This window comes from Streptomyces sp. P9-2 (assembly GCF_051903975.1).
Lineage (GTDB): Bacteria > Actinomycetota > Actinomycetes > Streptomycetales > Streptomycetaceae > Streptomyces > Streptomyces cellulosae.
Map to the genome: position 1 here is coordinate 2,467,083 of NZ_CP192633.1, position 24,418 is coordinate 2,491,500.

The following is a 24,418-nucleotide window of genomic DNA, read 5'->3' on the forward strand; positions in this document are numbered from 1 at the left end:
TCGGCTCCGCCTGTGGTGCTTCCTGCGAACCTCTTTGAGGTGTCGCTCCCGTGTCCGTCCGGGTGGCTCGTACTGCACGATCCGAACGAGTACGCCCGAATGCAATTCACGGGATTCCGCGGCTCTGTGATCTGTTCGGTAATGGTGGACGATTTGCAATTTCCGTCAAAGGTTCAGATCTTGCTGAGAGGTGAAGGCAAGTAGCTTCTTGACGTTCGCAGGAACGGGCGAGGCTCTATTCGAGGGTCTCGCCCGTTCGTCGAATGCGGCGTGAGGGCGTCGTTCCGCTGGGGATGTCGACCTTCCCGTGTCATTTCGAACTGTAGAGTTGAGGCCCCGTCAGGTGTGTCCTGGCGGGGCTTCTGCATGGGGTGACGGCAGTAGTTGACGGCAACGTCAGCGGACGGTGGCTCCGCACAGTGGACCGACGCGGATCGGCTCGTGGTCAGCGGGACCGTCGAGCGCGGTGCCGAGGGTGTCGATGGCGTCGCGCTGCCCCTGCTCCTGGAACAGGGCGTCGAACTCGTCGTGATCAAGGAACTCCTCGGCCATGCCCACATTGGGGTCGCCGCCACCGTCTACGCCCACGTGAGGCTCCGCCTCGTGGCGGTGGAGTGCCTGAGGTCGTGGAAGCGAATGCGGCGGAGGCCGGCCTTTCGGAGGAGCGTGAGGAAGGCGCGGGTGAGGTTGGTCGGGTCGATCGGTCGGCCCCGCGCGGTGGTGAACACGTGCCCGTCGTGCTGCCACGTGGTGCCCGCGGCCTCTTGATCGCGTTGCTGCTGTTCGTGGTGGAGCTTCAGCGACTGGACGCAGCGGGTGGGAAGGGCGATGCAGCGCTCGGAGGCCCGCGTCTTGGTGGGCAGCGTGGTGAGCCCGCCTGCGGCGGTTCGCTGAAGGGTGCGGCGGATGGCGGCGGTGCCCGCGTTGAGGTCGAGGTCTTCCCAGCTCAGGCCGAGGAGTTCCCCCTTGCGGAGTCCGGTGTGGAGGGCGAGTTCGAACAGCGTGTGCAGCCGGTGGCCCTGGGCGGTGGTGATGAGTCAGCGGGCTTCGTCGGCGGTGAGGAGTTCGAAGCGTCGGGGGCGTGGGGTGCCGGTGTGGACGTTGCGGGCGAAGTTGTGCGTGGTCTCTTCCTCGCAGACGGCGTGCTCCAGGGCGGACTGAGGACGGAGTGGATGTAGGTGAGGGGCAGCGGGGAGAGCAGCTTGGAGCAGCACCGGCCAGCGGCGCAGCAGCGGGGCTGGTCGCGCCGGGTGTCGGTGCCGCGCGTGCAGCACTGGCAGGTGGTGCGGAGCTGGTTGAACCAGGGGCGGACGTCCTTGGCGGTGAGCTTGGCGAGCTTCTTCTTGCCCAGGCCCGGGATGAGGTACCGGTGGACGCAAGCGGTGTAGCAGGCGTGGGTGGTTGCGCGGAGGTGGTGGACGGCGACGTTCTCCAGCCAGTACGTCAGGTACGCGGCAACGCTGCCTGCCGAGCACGGGACGGGGACGCCGCGGTTGCTGGCGGCGATCTTCTCGGTGAGCTTGGCCAGGGCGTCCTTGCGGGTGGTGCCGTAGACGCGGACGCGGCGGCGGGTGTTGCCCTGTGCGAGGACGTATCCGGCGGCTTCCCAGCGGCCACACTTGCGCTGGTAGACGGTCCCGTCGCCGTTGGCGCGCACACGGCGGGAGGCGGGAGTGTCTCGGGGGTGTGGTCATCAGGCGGCGGCTCCCTGGTCGAGGCGGGTGCGGGTGCGGGTGAGGGCGTGGGCGGGGATGCGGCGGGCGCGGCCGAGGGTGATCGAGGCGAGCTGGCGGGTTCGGAGCAGGTCGTAGACGGCGGAACGGCCGAGCTGGAGCCGTGCCATGACCTGGGGCACGGTCAGCAGCTCTTCCGGCGCACTGAGTCCCCGCCGGGTCGGGGCGGGGTCCTGCGCGTTCATCCGCAGCCTCCTTCGGCGATGAACCGGCGTTCCAATTCCCGGCGGTGCCAGACGGCGGTGCCGAGGAGCGCGCCGCGCCGCCGGGGCTGTAGCCCGAGCCCTGGTAAGCCCAGTGGCCGAGGACGAGGGTGGTCTCCGGGTCGGGCTCGGGCAGGCCGGCGTGGGCGCGGGCTTGTTCGGTGTGCCAGGCGCGGCGGGCGTCGCGCAGCGCGCCGAGGGTGGGGGAGTAGCGGCGGGACTTGGTGGAGAAGTGGCCCCGGAAGCCGAGCATGTGCGCCCACTTCCAGAGCTTGAGGGCGGCGAATTCCGGCAGCCTGCCAAGCTCCCAGCAGGTGCGGATCATCTGCCGCACGTGCCGGGCGACCGCGAGCCGGGGCAGCGGGCGGGACGGTCCAGTTCCGTCGCAGGCGGTGCATGGGAGCGGGGTTTAGAGCTGCGCAACTGACGCTGGCCAGGACGGTGCGTTCAGATTCTCTATGCGAGGTTCAAGGCGTGCACCGCCCGCGCCCGCCAAGGCTGGCCGCCGTCGCCGGCGAACCCCGCCGTCCGCTCCCGCGATCAGGCGCTACCGGAGGCACCGAGCCGACGCGGTAGCCGGGCTGCGGGAGGGGCAACCGGCGAGATCGCCGGGATGACCGGAGCCGGGCTCCTGGCACAGCAAGCTATCGCCTACGACCGTCCTACGGCCGGATCGCAGGCAAGGGCCGACCAGGGGGCCGACCCTTCGCATGCGTCGCGCAGGCTCACCGAGGGCGGTGGCTGGCACCACGCCAGCGGGGGTGAACCTCTGCCGATCTAGCTACCCGAGGCAGGGGGGCCGTCCTACACTGCTGGCGTGACCGCTGCATACGACTACGAGGACATGCACCACCTAGTGGACCGGCTCACCCCGACCCAGGTGCGACGCCTGCGCCTGCTCGTCACCCAGGACGAGGAACTGTCCCAGGTCGCCCAGTCGCTGCCGGCAGTCGAGGCGAACGAGGACGAGGAGTCGGTCCCGGCCGGGCTGCTCGCCCTGATCGGCAGCGTGAACGGCCCAGAGGATCTGGCTGAACGGCACGACGACTACATCCGCGAGCGGATGCGCGAGCGCTTCGGCGACTCGGCGTGATCGCCACGGTCCTGGACACCGGACCGCTGGCTGCGGCGTTCAACGCGGCCGACCGGCGCCATCCGGAGTGCGCCTCCCTGCTGACGTCGCTGACCGGCCGCCGTCTGCTGCCCAGCCCGGTCATGACCGAGGTCTGCTGGCTGCTGGAGCGCTGGCCCCAGGTCGAAGCGGCGTTCCTTGCCGAGGTCGCACGGGGAACATTCGAGCTGGTCCACCTCACTCCCACCGACCTGACGCGCATGGGTGAGCTGGTCCTCCAGTACGCCGACTTCCCGCTCGGCGGGGTCGACGCCTCGGTCATCGCGGTGGCCGAGCGCTTCGGCGTGGACCGGGTGGCCACCCTCGACCGGCGGCACTTCAGCGTCGTCAAGCCCGCCCACGTCCCCGCGCTGACGCTCCTGCCGTAGCCCGACCAGTGGTCTATACCCCTGACGGCGGTACTGACGGCAACAAGGCGGACGCCAGGGCACAGTCACGGACGCCAGCGGAGCACAAAACCCCCGATGACCTGCGAAAACGCAGGTGAGGGTGGGCTGCGTAGCATACGTACTATGTGCTGGCTGGGCAGACGCCGGTCCTGGTTCATAACTCTGGCGGATGCATTCCAATGTCGTCTGCTATCGGCCAGGATTCGCTACTGACGAAAGCGGCGCAGCAGGCAGGGAAGAATCAGGATATGCAAAGAGACTTGGACCACCTGTTTGAGCAGCTTCCCCGCGAAAACATGAACCCGGGTAGAGGGAGTAAAGCGTTGACTGGCACGGATGTGACCTACGCGCGAGGGCGAAACGGTGGGCGACTCTTCTTCCGGAATGTTGACGGCGGCATACAAGTTGTCGGCAAGGCGGACAAGGGGAACGACAAGGTGATCGCGAGGCTGAAGCAGATTTATGGACAGTGATTACGTAGAACCTGTGGAAGACGACATCTACCACGTCGTCAGGGAACCTGAGTTCACTGCGCTTTTCATGCTCGGTACTGATGACGCGCCGGAAACAGTAGAGGATGTTGATGCCGAGTTGAGACTCCCTGACGGCACCCGGTGGAGTGCGAGTTTCATGACTCTCGGTGCGATCGAAACGGTGATGAATCGATGGAGGGAATCCGCCGAGTATGGCGGTGGAGTCTTCTTCCAGTGTTCTGATCTCGTGATCGTGCCCAAGGGTGGAGTGGCAGCCATGGTCGAGGCTTTCCGCGCGATCGTGGCGGAGGGTCCGCAGGGGACTCTTGGTAATCTGGAGTAGCGCGATTTAGGCCCTCTTGCCGGGCCGTTCCGTCAATTCTGGAAGCTCCACCGACGCATTGTTCGGTGGAGCTTCCGGTCGTCTGACGGCAACGCTGACGGCAACGTCAACGGACGATGGCTGCGGTGGGCGGATCGTCGGGGTCGTCGTCCTGGCCGCTGAGGGCGTTGCTGAGAGCGTCGATGGCTTGGCGTTGGAGGCGGAGTCGGACGTGGGCGTAGACGCCGGCGGTGACGCCGATGTGGGCGTGTCCGAGGAGTTCCTTGATCACGACGAGGTCGACGCCCTGTTCCAGGAGCAGGGTGGCGGTCGAGTGCCGGAGGTCGTGGAAGCGGATGCGTCGGAGTCCGGCCCGGTCGAGGAAGCTGCGGAAGCGGCGGGTGAGGTTGGCCGGGTCGAGAGGCCGGCCGGTAGGGGTGGTGAAGACGGGGCTGCTGTCCTGCCAGGCTGACCCTGCTGTCCCGCGCTCCTTGTCCTGCTGCTGTTTGTGCTCCTTGAGGGAGTGGAGGCATTCGGTCGGGAGCGCGATACGGCGCTCAGACGCCCGGGTCTTGGTGGGCAGATGCGTGAGGCCGCCGGTGCGGGTGCGCTGGAGCGAGCGGCGGATGCTGGCCGTTCCGGTTGTGAGGTCGAGGTCTTCCCAGAGGAGGCCCAGGAATTCGCCCTTGCGAAGTCCGGTGCGCAGCGCGAGTTCGTACAGCGCGTGGAGCCGGTCAGTGCGGGCGGCGTCGAGGAACTGACGAGCCTCCGTCGCAGTCAGGGGCCGGAAGCGCCTGGGCCGGGACGTGGCGGCTTTGACGTTCCGGGCGACGTTGCGCGGCAGCTCGTCCTCGCGGACGGCGTGTTCCAGAGCCGACTTGAGCACCGAGTGCACGTAGGTCACGGTCAAGGCGACCCGCTGACGCGGGTCGCGCGCGGCACGGCCGCCCACCCGGCCCGTCTCGGCTCCGCCACCGCGGGCCGGCCAGCGACCAGGGAGGGTTGGGTGCGTCGTCGCTCGACGGCTCAGGCGCTGGTCCAGAGGTCGCGGATCGTGCTGGAGTGTGCCGAAGGGCGCTCGATCATGGAGGTGTCGCGCCGGCTGGGCGCCTCTCCGGATACGGTCCGCACCTGGCGGCGGCGTTTTATCGAAAGGGGCCTGGACGGCCTGGCCGACGAGCCGTGGCCCGGTGTCCCCCGGAAGATCACCGACGCAGACGTCGAGCGGGTCATCGACAAGACGCTGGAGGAGAAGCCGAAAAGCGCCACCCACTGGTCGACGAGGTCGATGGCCGCGGCCACCGGCATGTCCCAGTCCGCGATCTCGCGGATCTGGCGGGCGTTCGCCCTGGCCCCGCACCGCTCGCAGACGTTCAAGCTGTCCACGGACCCGTTGTTCATCGATAACGTCCGTGACGTAGTGGGTCTCTACCTGGATCCGCCGGAGAAGGCCCTCGTCCTAACAAGCCATCTCAATTGGTGAGTCTGCGGTAGCAGATGAGGGTGCAGGCGATGCTGGTGAAGGCCAGGAAGTGATCGGCTTTGCGCTCGTAGCGACGGTGCAGGCGTCGGCACCCCGCGAGCCAGGCCATGGTGCGTTCGATTGTCCAGCGGTGTCGGCCAAGGCGTTGGCTGGAGTCCGTGCCTTTGCGCGCGATACGCGGTGTGATGCCACGGCCGCGTAACCATCGGCGCAGGTGGTCGTAGTCGTAGCCTTTGTCCCCGTGGAGCTTGTCCGGCCGGCGCCGCCGTCGGCCGCGCCGGGACCGGACGGGCGGTATACCTTGCACCAGTGGGATCAAGGCCTGGCTGTCGTGGACGTTGGCACCCGAGATGCCGACGGACAGGGGCAGACCGTTCCGCTCGGTGACGGGTCCAAGACCCCTGACAGGTCGCAGACCTGCGCATCGAGACTGACGTACTCCATCGACCTTCGCCCCCCTCATGACTTTCCACTGGCCGACGAATCGTCGCACAGACTCGCCAAATGAGATGACGTCTAAGAGTGTGGTGCGGAATACCTCACTTCGTCGTTGGCCGACGGTCTACGGGAACTACGACTGCGGTCGCCGGAAGCCGCTCCCTACGGCCGCCACCGCACCCTGTGCTCCGTCAGATGCGACAGCACCGCGTGGTTGGCCTCCCAGCCGTCCGGGAACTTCACCAGCGTTCCCAGCTGGACCGGTTCCGTGGACGGGTAGTCGTCCAGGAGGTCCGTCACGCCCTCGCGGCAGACCACGATGCACGCGTGGCGGTGGCGGGAGGCGAGGACGCAGAGGCGGCCCGTCTCCAGGTGGAACGCCGTCGCGTCGGGGCGGCCGGACAGCGGGTGGAGGACGACCGTCACGTCGTACTCGCGGCCCTGGAGGCGGTTCGCCGTGTCGACGGTCACGTCGGGCACGCCCAGGTCCGCCAGCGCCGCACGGATCGCCGCCGCCTGGTCGCGGTGGGCCGTGCCGACCGCGACGCGGTCCGCGGTGAGCGGGGTCGGGTCGGGGGAGCGTTCGGAGACCGCCGCGCCGCCCCGGTCCAGCAGCCGGCGGACCACTCGGGCGACCGCCCCCACCGCCTCCGGGTCGGTATGCGGGGTGTGGCGGGCGGGCAGCTCCAGCAGGCCCCAGCCGGACTCGGCGGCCTCGTCGATCACCCGGTCCGGGCCCGATCCGTCCGACGGGACGGCCAGGGTCAGGGCGCGGTCGCCGTGGTCCGTGCCGCTGCGGAACGGCGTGAACGGGTAGAACGCGTCCGACACCAGCGGCGCCGCCGAGGCGGGCAGCCGCCAGGACACCGGAAGGCGGTGCTGCGGCAGGTCGGGGTTGTGCGCGAGCAGCGTCGTGACGGCCGAGCCCGACGGGTCGTACGACAGGCCCGCCCACTGCTCGGCGCCCACGATGGAGAACGGGTCCAGCTGACCCGGGTCGCCCACGAACAGCGCCCGCTCGAACAGCCCGGCCACCGCGAGCAGCGCGTCCGAGCGCATCTGGTACGCCTCGTCGACGATCGCGTGCCGCCACGGCTCCACGTTCTTCACGTGAGCCCACTTCGCCGCCGTCGACAGCACCACCGGCAGCCCGGCGAGGTCCGCCGCCTTCGCCGACGTGCGCACCTGGTCCAGGCCGTCCAGCGCCTTGTCGTACGGGTCGGAGTCGCTGCTGTGCAGGCGACCCACCGGCAGGTCGGGGTTCTTCTCGGCGAGACGCAGCACCAGGTCGTCCACCTGCGCGTTCGTCTGCGCGACCACCATCAGCGGGCGGCCCGCCTCCGCCAGCTCCAGCGCCGCGCGCACCACCAGCGTGGACTTGCCGGCGCCGGGCGGGGAGTCGACGACGACACCGCGCGCGGCGCCGTGGAGTGTGTCGTGGAGGATCGCGTCCGTGGCGCGGGCGGCCGCGGAGCCGGGGTCGAACACCGTCTCCTCGACGGGGGCGGTCACAGCACGTCCTCCTCGGTCACCGGGTCGGCGGGCTCGGGGGCGGGCTCCTCACCGGGCGGGCCGCCGTGGGTCCACGGGGTCTCCTCCGGGTCGGGCAGCTTCGCGCCGCCGCGCGGTTCGTGCTCGAAGAGCGTGAAGCACAGCCGGTCGCCCTTCTCCGGCACCGAACCGGGCTCCGGCTCCTTGCCCCGCCCCATCTTGTCCATGATCCGCAGTACCAGCAGACCGTCCTCGGGCCCCGCCGCGTACTCCACGAACTCCGCCGTCTGCGGCTTCCCGCCCAGCGAGCGGTACGCCTTCACGCGCTCGCCCAGGTGCGGCCGGTCGTCCGTGCGGACCGTGACCAGCGGGCGGGGGCTCGGCCGCTTGCTCTCGCTGTACGCCATCACCACATCGACGACCTCCCCGGCGAACGCCTCACCGGACAGCCGCCGGGCCGCCATCACCAGCGGGTCGTCGAGCGCCTCCTGTGCCTCCAGCCGCGCCTGCTCCCGCTCACGGGCCGCCAGCTTGTTCGCCGCCGTCACCGCGTCGTCGCGGCGCGGCTGCGGCGGCTCCCCGGCCGCCACCCGGTCCCGGTGGCTCGTGAACGACCAGCGGTCGCGCGTCCAGCGCTCCTCCACGCGGGCGCCCTCCGGCAGCTCCCGCAGCAGGTCGAGGCCCCGCCACACCGCGTCCCACGTGGGCCGGGTCCGGCTCTCGACCAGGGCGTGGATCTCCCGCTCGGCGGCGGTCAGCGCGCCCAGCCGGTCGTCGGCCTCCACGCCGTCCTCGGCGGCGGCCAGCGCCGTACGCGCGCGGTCGTAGCGCTCGATGGCGGGGGCGAGCAGCTTGTTGTCGAACGCCGGGTCGGTGGCCGGGCCCGCAGGCGGGCACACCAACTGCCCGTCGGCGTCCCGCGCCAGCTCCGCCTCCTGGGCGGCCTCCGCGCCGGAGCGCCCCTCGGGCGGGTCGATCCAGGCGAGCAAGGCCCCCAGGTGCTGGTCCTCCAGCGTGGACTGCCCGGTCGCCCAGTGCCGGCCCAGCACGTCCGTCATGGCGAGCAGCAGACAGGACCCGGGCACCCGGGCCCGCTCCCCGAAGTGCGTGAGCCACCGGCCGAGCAGCGGCACCCGGGGCGGCGCCGGGAACGGCGTCTCCGGGTCCTGCTCCGCCGTGCGCCGGAACCGCATGGACCGGCCGAGGAGGCGCACGAGGTCGACGCCGGCCCGGCTGGGCACGATCAGCTGCGGCGCGTCCGCGCACAGCTCGACCTCGACCTTGACCCGCTTGCCGGTCTCCGGGTCGGTCTCCGAGCGCTCGGCCGCCTCCACGGCGTCCGCGAACCCGTCCACGTACGGCAGGACGACGTCCGCCAGTTCGGCGAGGAACGCGAACCGCAGCTCGCGGTCGCGCGGCTGCGGCACCACCAGCAGCCGCGGCGCGTCCCGGTCGGTGCCCACCAGCGCGCCCAGCGGAGCGCCCGCCTCGCCGGCGGTGATGAGCGGCACGAACACCAGCGGCCGCTCGGACAGATGCCGGTGCCGGACGGTCGCGGCGGGCTGCGCGCGGCCGGTGTCGACCGCCTCGAGCCGGGCGAGGGTGGAGATCAGCGACACCCGGCCACCTCCCGCTCGGCGGCGGACGCCAGCGCCTCCGCGCGCAGGGCGGCGGCCCGGCGCAGTGCGGCCACCGCCGGGTCGTCGGGGTCGCCCGCCTCGCCGCGGGCCGCCGCCAGCACGTCCCCGACGGTCGTCAGACCGCCCAGCTCGGCCCGCACCGGGCGGCCCAGGGAGGTCACGGCACCGGCCGCGCGGGAGCGGTCACGGCAGTGGAAGGCCAGCTCGCACGCGGACAGGCACTCCGGCGCGTACGTCGCGGGGACCGCCTCCACGGCCTGTTCGAGCTGCTCGGCGGGGAGTTCGGGGGACAAGCAGATGCCCTCGGGGAGGGTGTCGGCGATCTCCTCGATACGGGTGAGCCGGGCCAGCTGGCGCGCGGTCACCGCGCGCTGCTTGCGCACGTCCACGGCGGAGGCGGTGGGCAGGTTGGAGAAGTCCTTCGGGCACACCAGCAGCACCCGGTGACGCACCCGGGGCGGCGGGTCGAGCCGCTCGGCGACCCGCTCCAGCGCCAGCACGTACACCGCGGCCTGGCGGGCGGCCGCGCCGACCTTCGCCGGGTCGGCGGCCCCGTCCAGCATGGGGAACGACTTGATCTCGACGACCGTCCAGCTGCCGTCGGGGTGCACGACCACCGCGTCCGGCTCCAGGAACGCAGGGGAGCCCGCCACGTCGAGGGCGAGCATCGGATGGTCCAGCAGCGTCCAGACGCCGGGCTCGGCGGCGGCCTCGCGCAGCGCCAGCTCCGTACGCCCGGTGCGGCCCTCGGGGCCCTGCGCGGTGAGGTCGGGCACACGCGCCTCGGCGGGCGGCTCGGCGCCGCGGTCCAGCTTCTCGTGGGCGAGGCGCAGCAGCTCCGTGCCGCCGTCGGCCTTGACCTTCGCCTCGAAGGCGTTGCCCCGGACGAACGCGAACTGCGACTGACCGAAGACCGAGGGCGAGCCCAGCGCGCTCGCCAGCGCCGCCTTGTTCACCCCGGCGCCGTCGAGGATCGCGCGCCGTCTGCAGCCCGGGTTGGCGGCGAGGGCGGCCAGGGCACGCGCGTCCAGCGCCTTGGCCTGCGTCTCGGGACCGCGCAGCTCAGCGAGCCGGTGCCGGAGCCCCTTCCCCCGCGTCCGAGGGGGAGGCACCCGGTTCGGCTCCTGGTCCGTACCGCGACTCGGGATGCCGCTGCCGTGGAATTCGCTCACCCGCGGAAGTCTGGCATCCGGCACTGACAATCGTGGCATCCGTGGCGGACGCGACCGCCGGGACGGCCTCATCCGTGGCGGACGCGACCGCCGGGACCGCCGTCGCGCCGATCCGGTAGCGGGCCTTCAGGACGTCCGCGTACCGCATCACGTACGGGGCGAGCAGATAGCCGGCGCCCATCACGGCGGCGCCCGCGACCGCGTCGAGGAAGTAGTGGTTGGCGGTGCCCATCACCACGATCGTGGTGACCAGCGGGTAGACCACCGCGGCCGTCCTGGCCCAGCGCCCGCGCCCGTACTTCCACAGGATCACGCCGCACCACAGCGCCCATCCCACATGCAGGCTGGGCATCGCCGCGTACTGGTTGGTCATGCCGCCGAGGCCGCGCGGGGCGCTGGCCTCGCCGCCCCACCAGCCCCACGAGCTGTAGTGGGCCATCGTGTCGACGAAGCCGTGGCTCGGGTCGAGCAGCCGGGGCGGGCAGGTGGGCAGCAGGGTGAAGCCGATGAGGCCGATGAACGTCGACGTCATCAGCCAGGTCCTGGCCGCCCGGTAGCGCACCGCCCGGGAGCGGAACAGCCACACGAGGAGCGCCGGGGTGACCAGGTAGTGCAGGGAGGCGTACCAGAAGTCGGCGGGTATGCCGATCCACGGTTCGCGGGTGAACAGGCGGTTCAGCGGGTGTTCGGCGTTGAGGGACAACGCCTTTTCTATGCGCAGCAGCGCCAGGCCGTGGTCGACGGCGTCGGAGACGTCGCCGCGCACGACGAGCCGTCCCGCGGAGTAGCAGGCGTACACGAGGAGGATGAGCGGCAGCTCCGTCCACCAGCGCATCCGGGTCGCCGGGACCGCCTCGGTGCCCGGTGTCTCGGTGTGCGGCATCCGATCGCTCCCCCTTGTCCTCGTGCTGTCCTGGTCGGCGGCCAGCCACTCTACGGTGTGTGCGCGTCTTCCCGCGTACACCTCTTCGGAACCGGATAGACGCGGAGATCGCCCCCCGGGTTGCCCCCGACCAGGGTGAGCGATGATGGACGGGTCCCGCCTGTGACATTCCCGGAAGGTTCCCCATGGCTCCGCGCATCCTGCTGGCCCGGCACGGACAGACCGCGTGGTCGTTGTCCGGCAAACACACCGGCAGGACGGACGTGCCGTTGCTGGAGGAGGGCCGCCAGGGGGCGAAGCTGCTGGGCGAGCGCCTGCACCGGCCGCCGTACGACGGGCTGCCGGACGTCGAGGTGCGCACCAGCCCGCTCTCCCGCGCGCGGGAGACCTGCGAACTGGCCGGTTTCGGCGACCGCGCCCAGCACTGGGACGCGCTCCTGGAGTGGGACTACGGCGCGTACGAGGGGATGACCCCGGCGGAGATCCAGGCGGTGCGCCCTGGCTGGCTCATCTGGCGGGACGGGGTTCCGGAGGGGGAGACGCTCGCGGAGGTGACGGCCCGCGCGGACGAGGTGGTCGCCTGGGCGCGCTCCGCCGACCGTGACGTGCTGGTCTTCGCGCACGGCCACATCCTGCGCTCCATAGGCGCCCGCTGGCTGGGCCTGCCGCTTGACTTCGCGGCTCGCATCCGCCTCAACCCGACGTCCCTGTCGGTCCTGGGCTGGGCCTACGGCGAACCGGCCGTGGAGAGCTGGAACGACGTGGGGCACCTCGTCCCCTGACCCGCGTGTGCGCCTACGCGCGCGTGACGCGAATCTCCTCGCGACGAATCTCCTCGCGGCGCATCTCCTCGGGACGAGCCGGCACGCGCGCGTCAGGCGCGTGACGTGACGGCGCCCGCTGTGAGCAACGACTCGACGCCGTTCAGGAAGGTCTCGCAGACCAGCTCGGGGTCGAAGAGGCAGCCGGCGGCCATCGCGCCGTCCCTCAGCATCACGAAGTGCCGCCCCGCCGCGTCGGCGGGCTCGACGCCCGCGCGGCCGAGCAGCTCCGTGACGGTCTCCAGGAACCACTCCCGGTGCGCCAGCACGGCCCGGTGCACCCGGTGGTCCGGGTCGGGATACTCCGCCACCGCGTTGAGGAACGCGCAGCCGCGGAAGCCGGGGGAGCGGATGCCGTCGGCGATGGCCCGCGCGACCGCCCGTACGTCGTCCTCCGGCGAGACGTCCGGCGACAGGGCGCCGGTGATCTGCGCCCGCATGCCCTGGTCGGCTTCGCCGAGATAGGCGAGGACCAGCTCCTCCTTGCCCGAGAAGTGCCGGTACAGCGTGGCCCGGGTGACCTGGGCCTCCTCGATGATCCGGTCGACGCCCACCGAGTGGATCCCCTCGGCGTAGAAGATCCTCGTCGCCGTTCCGAGCAGCCTGGTCCGCGCCTCGGACGGCCTGCCGCTTCGTGTGCCCCGACTCATGGGGCGAGCGTACCAAAAGTGTGAAGGAGAACGTTCGGTCTTGACGGACGGGTGGGTGCGGGTCTTGAATCGAAGAAGACCGAACGTTCTCCCTCCTCCTTCGCGCCCATCGAGAGGCACACCCGTGGACACCGTCGTCACCACCGCCCCGGCCCCCGCACCCACCGCGGCCCCCGCCGCCCTGCGCCGGCTGTACTTCGTGCGCTTCGCCTTCGCCGCCGTCTGGGCCGCCCTGCTGTTCGCCACCGCCGACACCCTCGGCCCGCTCAGCGCGACGCTCCTGGTGATCTACCCGCTGTTCGACGTCGCCTGCGCCGTCGTCGACGTACGCTCCGCCGCCGCGGACGGCGGTCCCGTGCGGCACCTGTACCTGAACATCGCGCTCAGCGCCGCCACCACCGTCGGCCTCGCCCTCGCCGCGACCTCCGGCATCCCGGCGGTGCTGCGGGTCTGGGGCGCCTGGGCCGTCACCGCCGGCCTGGTCCAGCTCGTGGTGGGCGTCGCCCGGCGCCGGATGGGCGGGCAGTGGGCGATGATCGCGAGCGGCGGCATCTCCACCCTCGCCGGTGCGTCCTTCGCCGCGCAGGCGGGAGCCACCGACGCGAACCTCACGTCGCTGGCAGGCTACGCCTTCCTCGGCGGCGTGTTCTTCCTCGTCTCCGCCCTCCGCCTGGGCCGCGCCGCCAAGGGCGCGTGACCCGGCCCGGACACCGCGGGGCCCCGCCGGCGTTCCCCCTGCGCCGGCGGGGTCCCGCGGCCCGTGTCCCGTGCGGTCACACCATGCGCGGCAGCGAGGCGTGGCGGTCCAGGAACTCCGAGACGCCGGACGTACGGCGGTGCGGCAGCAGCACGCGCGAGGTGCCGGACAGCATCGAGCGGACGCGGGACGACTGGACCTCGCCCAGCAGGTCCAGGGCGCGCATCCCGGCCTGCGCGGCCTCCTCGGGATGTCCGCCGCGGGCCAGGTCGTCGGCCAGCTCCGCGGTGTACAGGGCGATGTTGCGGGTGAAGTGCGGATCTTGGAGCTCCGCCGCCCGCCGGGCGTGCCGCGCCGCGCGTGTCCAGTCGCCGAGCGTGGACCAGCACTGCGCCTCCAGGCCCTCCAGCTCGGCCTCCCCGTAGAACGTCATCCACTCGGGGTCGGCCTCCGCGGGACCGCGACCGAAGTACGCGTGGGCCCGGGCCAGCGCCTGCTCGCACCCCGTGCGGTCGGCGAGCCCGGCCCAGCCGCCGGCCTCGCGCAGCGCCAGCAGCGACATCAGCCGGGACGATCCGAGCGGCCGCGCCGCCCGCTGCGCCGCCTGCGCCGCCCGCACCGCCTCCCGGGGGCGGCCCGCGTCCCGGGCCAGGAACGCCGTGTTGCAGAACGCGTGCGCCTCCAGCGCCGCGTCGCCCGTCACCCGGGCGGTCGCGAGCGCCTCCGCGTAGTGCGAGCGGGCGTCGTCGAAGCGGCCCGAGTCGTGCGCCAGCCAGCCCACCGAGATGGCCAGCTCCCCGGCGCCCGCGTACAGCCGGTCCGCGGTGCGCTGCCGGGTCGTCCCGGCCTCCAGCAGTTCGTACGCGGCCCGCAGCGGGGCGGCCGCACGGCGGTACAGCCCGTCCGCCCCGTGGCGGTCGTCGAGCACCCGGATCCGGCGTACGGCCTCCTCCAGGGCGCACGCGTCCGACGTCCCCGCACGGCGCACCGGGCGCTGTGCCGCCGAAGCCTCCGGGGTGAGCCCGTACGGGCCCAGGGCGGCGGCCACCGTGGCCCCGCCGCCGGTCATGAATGCGCGACGCAGCACGTCGCTCTCCTCGTGGTCGTGCGGGTCGTACTCGTCGTACGGGTCGTACCTGTCGTGCGTCTCATACGGCTCGCACGCCCCGCTGGTCTCACTCGTGGCGTTCGCCGGGTTCTCGGGACGGGCCGTGGGCTGGTCCCCGGCGGCCCGGGTCCGGCGCCCGCGGACCGACGAGCGGGGCGCGAAGCCCAGGTCGGTCAGCGTGCGGCCGGGGAACATGTGCAGGAAGACCCGTTCGTAGGCGTAGTTGGGGCAGCGGATCTCGCCTGCCTCCACCCGGTGCACGTACCGCGCGTCACAGCTGACCCGCTCGCCGATCTCGCGGGCGGCCCGCCGTACCGCCGCGGCGAACTCGGCCGGCGAGCGCGAACCGCGCAGTTGCCGGAAGACGAGATTCGGCCGCGGTGGCCGAGCTGGCTGGGACGAGGGCACCGTTGACGACGCCATGGCCGGGTCCTCTCTGCGAACCGTCGAACCATGCCGGGAACGGGGCGGCTTGTCCGAGTGCCACCCTGTTTCCGGCGGGCATGAACGTACCTGCTGTGACGAGCTGGGTACGCTGAGTTTGGCTACATACCGGATATGTCGTCCGCGATCTGCCATGAAGTGCCATCCTTTGCGGCGGACTTCCGGCGTAGCCCTTGACGGCGCGGCTCGTTGGACTCTGTGGAACGGGAGCCCCCCGACTCCCGACCCCTCGTCCGAGCGTGATCCGTGTGGTGGAGGCCGGGATGATGACCAGCCGGAACAACGACCCCCTTGAACCCGTCGGCCCGGACTGTGACGTGGTCACCGTCCCGGCCCGGCAGGGACTCGAGGCGGTGGACATCCTGCGGCGCGGAGCCGGGGACGCGGTGGGTCCGGTGCTGCACGACGGCGGCTGCGACACCCTCGGCTTCCTGGTGCCGCCCGGCACCGCCGCCGCGTGGGACGTCCCCGGCAGCGTGTGCACGGAGACCGACGGCCGCGGCATCTGTCTGACGCCCGACCGCCCGGCGGAGGACTCCGGCTGGCTGGTGCCGCCCGGCGAGGCCGACCTGGCGACGGACCCCGCGGTGCTGCGCGAGGCCCTCGGTCAGGCCCAGCGGATGATCGAGGCGGCCGACAGCTGCAGTTGAGCGCCCCGGCGGCCGGGGAGCGGTCGGCCGCCGGGCCCCGGCGGGGTGCGGACGCCCCGCCTGGGACAATGGCCGCATGGCACGGGGCAGGAGCAGCGGACGGGGACAGGCGGCCGTCGAGGCCGTCACCGAGCAGGTCGACGGAGGGACCGCCCGGCTGGTCCCGGACCGCGACCGGCCCCGCGCCTGGACGCTGTTGATCGACGACGCGCCCCAGTCGCACGTCGACCTCGACGACCCCGCCCACCTCTCCTTCGAGTACCAGCGCCGCTTCGGGCACGTCGTCGACCTCGCGGCCCCGCCCGGAAAGCCTCTGCGGGCCGTGCACCTCGGCGGCGGCGCCCTCACCCTCGCCCGGTACGTCGCCGCCACCCGCCCACGCTCCACCCAGCAGGTCGTCGAGCGGGACGGGGCGCTGGTCCAGTTGGTGCGGCGGGAGCTGCCGCTCGACCCCCGGGCGCGGATCCGGGTGCGCACGGCGGACGCCCGCGAGGGGCTCGCCAAGGTGCCCGACGGCTGGGCCGACCTCGTCGTCGCCGACGTCTTCAGCGGGGCCCGCACCCCGGCCCATCTGACCTCCACCGAGTTCCTCGACGAGGTCCGCAGGGCGCTCGCCCCCGGCGGGATCTACACCGCCAACCTCGCCGACGGGCCGCCGCTCACGCATCTGCGCGGCCAGATCGCCACCGCCGCCGCCCGGTTCGCGGAACTCGCGCTGATCACCGACCCGGCCGTGCTGCGCGGCAAGCGGTTCGGCAACGCGGTCCTGGTCGCCTCCGACGCGCCGCTGCCGGTCGCCGAGCTGACCCGCAGGGCCGCCTCCGACCCGCACTCCGGCCGGGTCCTGCACGGCCGGGAGCTCACCGACTTCGCCGGCGGCGCGGTCCCCGTGACCGACCTCAGGGCGGTCGCCTCACCTCCGCCGCCCGCCGACGCGTTCCGCTGAACGCCCGCTCCGGAGGCCGAACACCCTCTCCGGGGGCGTCAGTACGTGGCGATCTCCACCCGCGGCGGGCCGTCGTGCCAGGTGCAGAACACCGTCACCCGGTCCGCGCCCGAGGCGAACTCCACGCGGATCCACGTCTCCGTCTTCCACACCTGCATCGACCAGCCGGCCCCCGGCGTCGCGGACACCAGCGACGCGGAGGTCTCCCCGAGGTCGAACACCGCCCGGCCGCCCCGGGTGTCGTAGCTCTTGACCTCGCCGGCGGCGGTCGTCTCCGGCGCGGACGGGGTCTTCGAGGGGGAGGCGGCGCGCGAGGGCGTCGGGTCGGGCGGCGCGGACCCGGTGGACGGAGTCTCCGACGGCTCACGGGACTTGTCCGGCCCCTTGTCGTCCTCGTCCTTCGACGGCTCGGGGGCCGGGCGGTGCGTGGACGACGACACCGCCCGCGCCTTCTCCTCGCCCGCCGGGATCGGCAGGGCGCGCGGCGGGTCGTAGGCCGTGCCCTCCATCACCGTGCTGACGCCCCACCACGACAGCGTGACCGCCGCGCCCGTGGCGAGCAGCCAGGCCAGTACGTGTAGGAGTCCTCTGCGCATCGTCGGCCCATAGTGCCCCACACGCCCCACCCGTGTCGCGCCCTGTGGACGGTCCGGACCGCCCGTCCACAGGCTTCGGGAAGGTCGTCCGGAGTTGTCCACAGGCCCCGGCCGCCCCCGCCCGGCATGGCGTACGGTGCCGCCCATGGCAAGTGTTCTCGTGGTCGAGGACGACCAGTTCGTACGTTCGGCGCTCATACGGCAGCTGACCGACGCCTCGCACTCCGTGCGCAGCGTCGGGACCGCGCTGGAGGCGCTGCGCGAGGTCGCCCATTTCCGCTTCGACGTGGTCGTCCTGGACCTCGGACTGCCGGATCTCGACGGCTCCGAGGCCCTGAAGATGCTCCGCGGCATCACCGACGTCCCGGTCATCGTCGCCACCGCCCGCGACGACGAGACGGAGATCGTGCGGCTGCTCAACGCCGGCGCGGACGACTATCTGACCAAGCCGTTCTCGGTGGAGCACCTCTCGGCCCGGATGGCCGCCGTGCTGCGCCGCGCCCGCGCCGGCGGCGGCGAGGCCGCGCCCTCCCCGGTGATCCGGGTCGGCGGCCTCACCGTCGACCCGCTGCGCCGCCAGGCCGAACTGGACGGCATCCAACTGGACCTCACCAGACGCGAGTTCGACCTGCTCGCCTTCCTCGCCGGACGTCCCGGCGTGGTCGTGCCCCGGCGGGAGCTGCTCGCCGAGGTGTGGCAGCAGTCCTACGGCGACGACCAGACCATCGACGTCCATCTGTCGTGGCTGCGCCGGAAGCTGGGCGAGACCGCCGCCCGCCCCCGCTATCTGCACACGCTCCGGGGCGTCGGCGTGAAGCTGGAGCCCCCGGCCGACGCGGCCGGACCCGTGCACGCGCCCGGAGCGGAGCCGCCGCGATGAGATGGGCCCTGGTGAAGGTGTCGCTGGCGGTGACCGCGATGGTCGTGGTGGCCTTCGCCGTCCCGCTCGGCCTGGTCATCCGGGAGATGGCCCGTGACCGCGCCTTCGCCGGCGCCGAGCGGGAGGCGGCGGCCGTCGCCCCCGCGCTGTCCATCACCACCGACCGCGCCCAGCTGGAGCGGGTCGTCGCCTCCGCCGGCTCCGGCACGGCCATGGCCGTGCACCTCCCGGCCACGGGCGGTGAGCAGGCCCTGGACATAGGGGAGCGGCGGGCCTCCGACGAGGACATCGCCGCCGTGCGGCAGCTCGGCCGCGCCTCCACCTCCACCGTGCCCGGCGGTTCGGCGCTGCTCCAGCCGGTCGCGCTCAGCTCCGGCGAGATCGCCGTCGTCGAGGTGTTCGTCCCGGAGTCCGCCGTCACCAACGGCGTCGGCACCGCCTGGGCGGTCCTCGCGGCCGTGGGCGCCGCCCTGGTCGTCGGCTCCGTCGCGGTCGCCGACCGGCTGGGCGTGCGCATGGTGCGGCCCGCCCAGCGGCTGGTCGAGGGGGCGCACGAACTGGGCGAGGGCAAGCTCGGCGCCCGCGTGCCCGAGGAGGGGCCGACCGAACTGCGCCTGGCCGCCGTGGCGTTCAACTCCATGGCCGACCAGGTCGTCCAGCTCCTCGCCAACGAGCGGGAGCTGGCCGCCGACCTGTCCCACCGGCTGCGCACCCCGCTCACCGTGCTGCGGCTCAACGCCGCCTCCCTGGGCGACGGTCCGGCCGCCGAGCAGACCCGCGCAGCCGTCGAGCAGCTGGAGCGCGAGGTCGACACCATCATCCGCACCGCCCGGGACGCCAAGCCCCAGACGGCCGCCGCCGGGCCCGGCGCGGGCTGCGACGCGGCCGAGGTGGTGCGCGAGCGGATGGCGTTCTGGTCGGCGCTCGCCGAGGACGAGGGCCGCAAGTGGCGCGTGGCCGGCGCGGACCGGCCCGTGCGCATACCCGTCGCCCGCGCCGACCTGGCCGCCGCCCTCGACGCCCTGCTCGGCAACGTCTTCCGGCACACCCCCGAGGGCACCGCCTTCGCGGTCGACGTGCACAACGGCGAGGACGCGGTGATCGTGCTCGTCTCCGACGCGGGCCCCGGCATAGCCGACCCCGAGACGGCGATCGCCCGCGGCCGGGGCTCCGGCACGGACGGCTCCACGGGGCTCGGCCTGGACATCGTGCGCCGTCTCGCCGAGTCCACCGGCGGCGACGTGCGCATCGGCCGCTCGGTGCTCGGCGGGACCGAGGTGCGCATCTGGGTCCAGCTCGACGGCCGCGACCGCCCGCCGCGCAGACGCGGGCACCGGGGGAGCGTCCGCCGCCGCAGGACGGGCCGCGGCGCCCTGTCCTTTAACCGCTCCCGATCCCTTCCTTAAGCGGACCCTAAGGTTCCCTGCCGCCGTCCGGATCAGGTGAGTTGTCCCTTTCCGGATCACTAGCGTGCTGCCGCGACCTCCCCCCACGAACGGCAACGAAGGCAGGCATGCGATGAGCACGCACCGGCGCAGGATCAGCGGCAGGAACAAGGCGATCGGCGCGGTGGCGGCCGCGGCCGTCGCCGCCGGCGGAGCGTTCCTGTTCACGAACACCGCACTGGCCACCGACGAGACGGCCCCCGCATCCCCCGAGGCGGCCGGCGCGGGCTTCGCCCCGTACGTCGACACCTCGCTCAGCCCGGCGTTCGACCTGCTGGCGAGCGCCGAGGCGACCGGCGTGAAGGAGTACACCCTCGCGTTCGTCACCGACGGCGGCGGCTGCACCCCCACGTGGGGCGGCACCGGCGGCCTCGGCGACAACCCGGTGGCCGCGCGGATCGGCGCGCTGCGTGAGGCGGGCGGCGACGTCCGCGTCTCCTTCGGCGGCGCGGCCGGCTCCGAACTCGGCACCACCTGCGGCTCGGTGGAGGCGCTCACCGCCGCCTACACCGAGGTCGTCGACACCTACCAGCTCACCAAGGTGGACTTCGACGTCGAGGGCGGCGCGCTGCCCAACGCCGAGGCCAACACCCGCCGCGCCCAGGCGATCGCGGCCCTGCAGAGGTCCCACCCGGGCCTGGACGTCTCCTTCACCCTCCCGGTGATGCCGGAAGGGCTCACCCAGGACGGCGTGAACCTCCTCGCCGACGCCAAGGCCAACGGCGTGCGGATCGACGCCGTCAACATCATGGCGATGGACTACGGCCCGGCGTACAGCGACGACATGGGCACCTACGCCGAGCAGGCCGCCACCGCCACCCAGGCGCAGCTCAAGGAGGTCCTCGGGCTCGGCGAGGAAGAGGCGTGGAAGGCGGTCGCGGTCACCCCGATGATCGGCGTGAACGACGTCGTCACCGAGATCTTCACGGTCGAGGACGCCACCCAGCTGGTGGAGTTCGCCAAGGCCAAGGGCCTTGGCCGGCTGTCGATGTGGTCCGGCACCCGCGACCAGCAGTGCCCCGAGGGCGAGAAGCCGGCCGCCGACGCCACCTGCAGCTCGGTCCTTCAAGACAAGTTCGCCTTCTCGAAGGCGTTCGCGGCCTACAACTGAGCACTCCAGGGACAGCTTTGCGAGCCACCTGAAGAGAACGGGGAGCGCGTGCCCCGGCCGGACCCTTCCCCCCACCCGGCCGGGGCACCCGTGCGTCCGGCGACAGACCTCCGGCGGCCCGCGTGGCAGGACCCGGACGCGCACGAGCGGGGCGCGGCACTCCTAAGGGACCGCCGCGCCCCGCCCCCCGAACCTCGCGCCCCGTTCCCTCCGGGCCGCCGAGGGAGGTCAGATGCCCTCGGGGTCCGGAAGCTCACCGGCCTTGGCCGCCTTCGCGTACCAGAGCGCGCTCGACTTCGGCGTCCGCATCTGGCTGACGTAGTCGACGTACACCGCGCCGAAGCGCTTCTCGTAGCCGTACGCCCACTCGAAGTTGTCCAGCAGCGACCACAGGAAGTACCCGCGCACGTCGGCGCCGTCGGCGATGGCGCGGCGCACCGCGGAGAGGTGGCCGTGCAGGTAGGACACGCGCTCCGGGTCGTGGACCCTGCCGTCGGCGTCCGGCTTGTCGTCGTAGGCGGCGCCGTTCTCCGTGATGTAGAGGGGCAGACCGGGAGCCTCGCGGTGGTAGCGCATGATCAGCTCGTGCAGCCCGGTCGGGTCGACCGACCAGCCCATCTCCGTCTGGTCGCCCGGCGACTGGTGGAACGCCACGTCGTCGGCGGCCGGCCACGGCGAGTGCTCGCTCGCCCCGTGGCCGTCGGCGCGCGGGCCCTTGTCGTCGGGGTCGGCGGCCGACACCAGGGTCGGCGTGTAGTAGTTGAGGCCCAGCGCGTCGATCGGCTGGTGGATCGTGTCCAGGTCGCCGTCCTGGATGCACGACCAGTCGGTCACCGAGGAGGTCGCCTCCAGCAGCGTCTCCGGGTAGGCGCCGTGCAGGATCGGGCCGTGGAAGATGCCGCCCGACAGGTCGTCGATCTTGCGGGCCGCCACCAGGTCCGCCGGGGACCCCGGGTTCAGCGGGCGCACCACGGAGGTGTTGAGGCTGAGGGAGATCTCGTTGCGGGCCGGCAGCACCGAGCGCAGCGCCTTGGTGCCCAGGCCGTGCGCCAGGTTCAGGTGGTGGGCGGCCTTCAGGGCGGCGGCAGGCTCGGTGCGGCCGGGGGCGTGCACACCGGAGGCGTAACCGAGGAAGGCGGCGCACCAGGGCTCGTTGAGCGTCATCCACGACTCGACGCGGTCGCCGAGCGCCTCGCCGACGATCTGCGCGTACTCGGCGAAGCGGTAGGCGGTGTCGCGCTCGGGCCAGCCGCCCGCGTCCTCCAGTTCCTGCGGCAGGTCCCAGTGGTAGAGGGTGACGGCCGGCTTGATGCCCTTGTCCAGCAGCTCGTCGACCAGCCGGCGGTAGAAGTCCAGGCCGCGCTGCACGGCAGGGCCGCGTCCGGTGGGCTGCACCCGGGACCAGGACACGGAGAAGCGGTAGGCCTGGAGGTTGAGGTCGGCCATCAGCGCCACGTCGTCGCGGTAGCGGTGGTAGTGGTCGACGGCGACGTCACCGGTGTCGCCGCCCGCCGTCTTTCCCGGCGTGTGACTGAAGGTGTCCCAGATGGAAGGGGTACGTCCGTCCTCCCGCACCGCCCCCTCGATCTGGTACGCGGAGGTCGCGGCGCCCCAGAGGAAGGCCGGAGGAAAGGTCACCGGGGTCGCCGGCGTGGCGGAGTCAGACATGGAAGCGCTCCCATAGAGGTCGCATAGGGGTCGTGGAAGACCGACGGATACGTGAGAGGAAGGAAAGGGGGCCGAGGCGGCGGCGACCCGGCCCCACCGGAATCGGGTGCGGGCGTCAGCCCTTGACCGCGCCCTGCATGATGCCGCCCACGATCTGCTTGCCGAAGATCGCGAAGACCAGCAGCAGGGGCAGCGTGCCGAGCAGCGCACCCGCCATGATCAGGGACTGGTCGGGGGTGTACCCGCGGCCGAGACCCGCGACGGCGACCTGCACGGTCGGGTTGCCGGTCTGCGTCAGCACCAGGAACGGCCACAGGAAGTCGTTCCACGCCTGCACGAACATCAGCATGCCCAGCACGGCCATGGCCGGCCGCGCGGCGGGGAACACCACGTGCCACACCACGCGCCAGCTGCTCGCGCCGTCCACCCGCGCGGCCTCGATGACCTCGTCGGGCAGCGCCTGGAGCAGGTACTGGCGCATGAAGAACACGCCGAACGCGCTCACCAGCGACGGGAAGATGACCGCCTGGAGCTGGTCGGTCCAGTCGAGCTTGGCGACCATCATGTACAGCGGGATGATGCTGAGCTGCGGCGGGACCATCATCGTGCCGATCACCAGCAGCATCAGGGCGTTGCGGCCCTTGAAGCGCAGCTTGGCGAAGGCGAACCCGGCGACCGTCGACAGCACCACGATGGTGACGGCGGAGATGCCCGCCACGATGGTGGTGTTGAGGAAGGCCTCGCCGAGGTTGGCGTCCTTCCAGGCGATCTCCAGGTTCTTCATCAGGTTGGAGCCGAACCAGAGCGGCGGCGGGTTCTCCGCCAGGCGCTGGTTGTCACGGGACGCGGCGATCGCGGTCCACACCAGCGGGAACAGCGACACGAGCGTGAACACGGCGAGGATCACGTACGCGAGCGGTCCGCCGTGCAGGGTGCCGCCGGCCCGCGCCGACTTCGGCAGGCGCGAGCGCTTCTGTTCCTTGACGATCGGTGCCTCGGGGGGCGTCACGGTTGTCGTCACGGCCACACTCCTTAACTGCTGGCGCGCAGCCGGCGCGAGATGAGCTGGTTGATGATGCCGATGACGATCAGGATCGCGAACATCGCCCAGGCGATCGCCGAGGCACGGCCCAGATGCTGGTTGACCCAGCCCTGCTCGTACAGGTACAGGCCGAGCGTCTGGAACTGGTGCTCCGCGCCGCCCGACGCGCCCTTGTTGGGGTCGAACAGCAGCGGCTCGCCGAAGACCTGGCTGGCGCCGATCGTCGAGACGACCACGGTGAACAGGATCGTCGGACGCAGCGAGGGCAGCGTCACGTGCAGGAACTGCCGCCAGCGGCTGGCGCCGTCCAGCGCCGCCGACTCGTACAGGTCTTGCGGGATCGCCTGCATCGCGGCCAGGTAGATCAGCGCGTTGTAGCCGGTCCAGCGCCAGATGATGATCGTCGAGACCGCTATCTGGCCGGGCCACTTGTCGTCCTGCCAGCCGATCGGGTCGATCCCCACCGCGCCGAGCGCCCAGTTGATCATGCCGTAGTCACGGCCGAAGAGCAGCACGAACACCAGGGTCGCGGCGGCGATCGAGGTGGCGTACGGCGCGAGCATCGCGACCCGCCAGAACGTGGACGCCCTCAGCTTGTAGTTGAGGATGTGGGCGATGCCCATGGCGATCATCAGCTGCGGAACGGTGGAGATGATGCCGATGGTCAGGGTGTTCCGCGCCGCGTTCCAGAAGAAGTCGTCGTCGAAGATCCGCGTGTAGTTCTTCAGCCCGACCCAGTTCATGTCGGTCGGCGCGGTCAGCTCGACCTGGTGCAGCGAGGCCCAGCCGGTGTAGATCAGCGGGAACAGCCCGAAGGCCGCGAACAGCAGGAAGAACGGCGCGACGAACGCGTACGGGCTCCAGCGGGCGTCGCGCTGCCAGCGGCGGGACAGCTTGGTCCGGCGCCGGTCTTCCTTGTCCACGGAGCGGCTCCCGGGCGTACGGCCCGGGGCCGCGCCCCCCTTGACGGGGGACGCGGCGATGTCGGAGCGGGTGGCCAT

Annotated in this window: 21 protein-coding genes and 6 pseudogenes; 12 read left to right on the forward strand and 15 right to left on the reverse strand. The window is 72.1% G+C overall.

What is annotated here, in order from left to right:
- Positions 1-396: 396 nt before the first annotated feature.
- The 3 genes and pseudogenes from ACQY0Z_RS11470 to ACQY0Z_RS11480 all read right to left on the reverse strand — a co-directional run.
- Positions 397-1,657 (reverse strand): annotated as a pseudogene (locus ACQY0Z_RS11470) (tyrosine-type recombinase/integrase).
- 36 nt (positions 1,658-1,693) lie between these two features.
- A complete protein-coding gene (locus ACQY0Z_RS11475) occupies positions 1,694-1,918 on the reverse strand; it encodes a helix-turn-helix domain-containing protein (RefSeq protein ID WP_189897940.1) in 225 nt (74 codons plus the stop codon).
- Positions 1,915-2,345 (reverse strand): annotated as a pseudogene (locus ACQY0Z_RS11480) (replication initiator); the annotation flags it as partial. The gene ACQY0Z_RS11475 and the pseudogene ACQY0Z_RS11480, both read right to left, overlap by 4 nt.
- 408 nt (positions 2,346-2,753) lie before the next feature.
- On the opposite strand from ACQY0Z_RS11480, the gene ACQY0Z_RS11485 reads away from it, so the two are divergent.
- The 4 genes from ACQY0Z_RS11485 (at position 2,754) to ACQY0Z_RS11500 (ending at position 4,273) form a co-directional block, all read left to right on the forward strand.
- Positions 2,754-3,029: a hypothetical protein gene (locus ACQY0Z_RS11485; protein ID WP_254705840.1), complete on the forward strand. Its 276-nt coding sequence runs from the start codon at positions 2,754-2,756 to the stop codon at positions 3,027-3,029.
- Positions 3,026-3,436 (forward strand): type II toxin-antitoxin system VapC family toxin, encoded by a 411-nt coding sequence (locus ACQY0Z_RS11490; protein WP_189897941.1) that lies wholly within the window; start codon positions 3,026-3,028, stop codon positions 3,434-3,436. Before ACQY0Z_RS11485 ends, ACQY0Z_RS11490 begins: the two co-directional genes overlap by 4 nt.
- 200 nt (positions 3,437-3,636) lie before the next feature.
- Complete coding sequence (locus ACQY0Z_RS11495; protein ID WP_381730793.1) at positions 3,637-3,930, forward strand: hypothetical protein; 294 nt, start codon at positions 3,637-3,639, stop codon at positions 3,928-3,930.
- Between the two features lie 13 nt (positions 3,931-3,943).
- Entirely contained in the window at positions 3,944-4,273 is a 330-nt protein-coding gene (locus ACQY0Z_RS11500; RefSeq protein WP_189897943.1) for a hypothetical protein, read from the forward strand.
- A gap of 106 nt (positions 4,274-4,379) precedes the next feature.
- Here the strand turns inward: ACQY0Z_RS11500 and ACQY0Z_RS11505 are convergent.
- Positions 4,380-5,162 (reverse strand): annotated as a pseudogene (locus tag ACQY0Z_RS11505) (tyrosine-type recombinase/integrase); the annotation flags it as partial.
- A gap of 93 nt (positions 5,163-5,255) precedes the next feature.
- Between ACQY0Z_RS11505 and ACQY0Z_RS11510 the strand changes: the two are divergent.
- Positions 5,256-5,714: pseudogene (locus ACQY0Z_RS11510) on the forward strand (IS630 family transposase); the annotation flags it as partial.
- A gap of 10 nt (positions 5,715-5,724) precedes the next feature.
- On the opposite strand, the pseudogene ACQY0Z_RS11515 reads toward ACQY0Z_RS11510, so the two are convergent.
- From ACQY0Z_RS11515 to ACQY0Z_RS11535, 5 genes and pseudogenes are all read right to left on the reverse strand, one after another.
- Positions 5,725-6,123, reverse strand: a pseudogene (locus ACQY0Z_RS11515) (IS5 family transposase); the annotation flags it as partial.
- Between the two features lie 212 nt (positions 6,124-6,335).
- The gene (locus ACQY0Z_RS11520) at positions 6,336-7,685 is read right to left on the reverse strand and encodes an AAA domain-containing protein (protein WP_439812206.1); all 1,350 of its coding nucleotides are present in this window, start codon (positions 7,683-7,685) and stop codon (positions 6,336-6,338) included.
- Positions 7,682-9,283: a hypothetical protein gene (locus ACQY0Z_RS11525; protein WP_439812207.1), complete on the reverse strand. Its 1,602-nt coding sequence runs from the start codon at positions 9,281-9,283 to the stop codon at positions 7,682-7,684. The genes ACQY0Z_RS11520 and ACQY0Z_RS11525 overlap by 4 nt, the downstream gene beginning before the upstream one ends.
- Entirely contained in the window at positions 9,274-10,416 is a 1,143-nt protein-coding gene (locus ACQY0Z_RS11530; protein WP_439812208.1) for a hypothetical protein, read from the reverse strand. Before ACQY0Z_RS11530 ends, ACQY0Z_RS11525 begins: the two co-directional genes overlap by 10 nt.
- Positions 10,367-11,359: a phosphatase PAP2 family protein gene (locus tag ACQY0Z_RS11535; protein ID WP_439812209.1), complete on the reverse strand. Its 993-nt coding sequence runs from the start codon at positions 11,357-11,359 to the stop codon at positions 10,367-10,369. Before ACQY0Z_RS11535 ends, ACQY0Z_RS11530 begins: the two co-directional genes overlap by 50 nt.
- Positions 11,360-11,544: 185 nt before the next feature.
- Between ACQY0Z_RS11535 and ACQY0Z_RS11540 the strand changes: the two genes are divergently transcribed.
- Positions 11,545-12,141, forward strand: a complete 597-nt coding sequence (locus ACQY0Z_RS11540; RefSeq protein WP_189897951.1) for a histidine phosphatase family protein — start codon at positions 11,545-11,547, stop codon at positions 12,139-12,141.
- Positions 12,142-12,233: 92 nt separating this feature from the next.
- Here the strand turns inward: ACQY0Z_RS11540 and ACQY0Z_RS11545 are convergent, their stop codons facing one another.
- Positions 12,234-12,830, reverse strand: a complete 597-nt coding sequence (locus ACQY0Z_RS11545; protein WP_381730798.1) for a TetR/AcrR family transcriptional regulator — start codon at positions 12,828-12,830, stop codon at positions 12,234-12,236.
- 124 nt (positions 12,831-12,954) lie between these two features.
- On the opposite strand from ACQY0Z_RS11545, the gene ACQY0Z_RS11550 reads away from it, so the two are divergent.
- Positions 12,955-13,527, forward strand: a complete 573-nt coding sequence (locus ACQY0Z_RS11550; RefSeq protein ID WP_439812210.1) for a hypothetical protein — start codon at positions 12,955-12,957, stop codon at positions 13,525-13,527.
- Between the two features lie 76 nt (positions 13,528-13,603).
- Here the strand turns inward: ACQY0Z_RS11550 and ACQY0Z_RS11555 are convergent, their stop codons facing one another.
- On the reverse strand, positions 13,604-15,058 hold the full coding sequence (locus ACQY0Z_RS11555; RefSeq protein ID WP_189897956.1) for a hypothetical protein: 1,455 nt from the start codon (positions 15,056-15,058) through the stop codon (positions 13,604-13,606).
- A 284-nt stretch (positions 15,059-15,342) separates the two neighbouring features.
- On the opposite strand from ACQY0Z_RS11555, the gene ACQY0Z_RS11560 reads away from it, so the two are divergent.
- The gene (locus ACQY0Z_RS11560) at positions 15,343-15,729 is read left to right on the forward strand and encodes a hypothetical protein (RefSeq protein ID WP_439813356.1); all 387 of its coding nucleotides are present in this window, start codon (positions 15,343-15,345) and stop codon (positions 15,727-15,729) included.
- A gap of 76 nt (positions 15,730-15,805) precedes the next feature.
- A complete protein-coding gene (locus tag ACQY0Z_RS11565; RefSeq protein ID WP_189897958.1) occupies positions 15,806-16,675 on the forward strand; it encodes a spermidine synthase in 870 nt (289 codons plus the stop codon).
- Positions 16,676-16,713: 38 nt separating this feature from the next.
- Here ACQY0Z_RS11565 and ACQY0Z_RS11570 read toward each other — a convergent pair whose 3' ends face one another.
- Positions 16,714-17,271 (reverse strand): hypothetical protein, encoded by a 558-nt coding sequence (locus ACQY0Z_RS11570; RefSeq protein WP_254586096.1) that lies wholly within the window; start codon positions 17,269-17,271, stop codon positions 16,714-16,716.
- Positions 17,272-17,416: 145 nt separating this feature from the next.
- Here ACQY0Z_RS11570 and ACQY0Z_RS11575 point away from each other — a divergent pair, with 145 nt between their 5' ends.
- From ACQY0Z_RS11575 to ACQY0Z_RS11585, 3 genes and pseudogenes are all read left to right on the forward strand, one after another.
- The gene (locus ACQY0Z_RS11575; protein ID WP_439812211.1) at positions 17,417-18,151 is read left to right on the forward strand and encodes a response regulator transcription factor; all 735 of its coding nucleotides are present in this window, start codon (positions 17,417-17,419) and stop codon (positions 18,149-18,151) included.
- A complete protein-coding gene (locus tag ACQY0Z_RS11580; RefSeq protein ID WP_439812212.1) occupies positions 18,148-19,557 on the forward strand; it encodes a sensor histidine kinase in 1,410 nt (469 codons plus the stop codon). Before ACQY0Z_RS11575 ends, ACQY0Z_RS11580 begins: the two co-directional genes overlap by 4 nt.
- 250 nt (positions 19,558-19,807) lie before the next feature.
- Positions 19,808-20,707, forward strand: a pseudogene (locus tag ACQY0Z_RS11585) (chitinase); the annotation flags it as partial.
- Between the two features lie 228 nt (positions 20,708-20,935).
- On the opposite strand, the gene ACQY0Z_RS11590 reads toward ACQY0Z_RS11585, so the two are convergent.
- From ACQY0Z_RS11590 to ACQY0Z_RS11600, 3 genes are all read right to left on the reverse strand, one after another.
- Positions 20,936-22,375 carry a GH1 family beta-glucosidase gene (locus ACQY0Z_RS11590; protein WP_254586099.1) on the reverse strand — a complete coding sequence of 480 codons (1,440 nt, stop codon included), beginning with the start codon at positions 22,373-22,375 and terminating at the stop codon, positions 20,936-20,938.
- A 115-nt stretch (positions 22,376-22,490) separates the two neighbouring features.
- Positions 22,491-23,396: a carbohydrate ABC transporter permease gene (locus ACQY0Z_RS11595; protein ID WP_347225390.1), complete on the reverse strand. Its 906-nt coding sequence runs from the start codon at positions 23,394-23,396 to the stop codon at positions 22,491-22,493.
- Positions 23,397-23,407: 11 nt separating this feature from the next.
- Positions 23,408-24,418, reverse strand: coding sequence for an ABC transporter permease subunit (locus ACQY0Z_RS11600; RefSeq protein ID WP_189898148.1), 1,011 nt, complete (start codon positions 24,416-24,418; stop codon positions 23,408-23,410).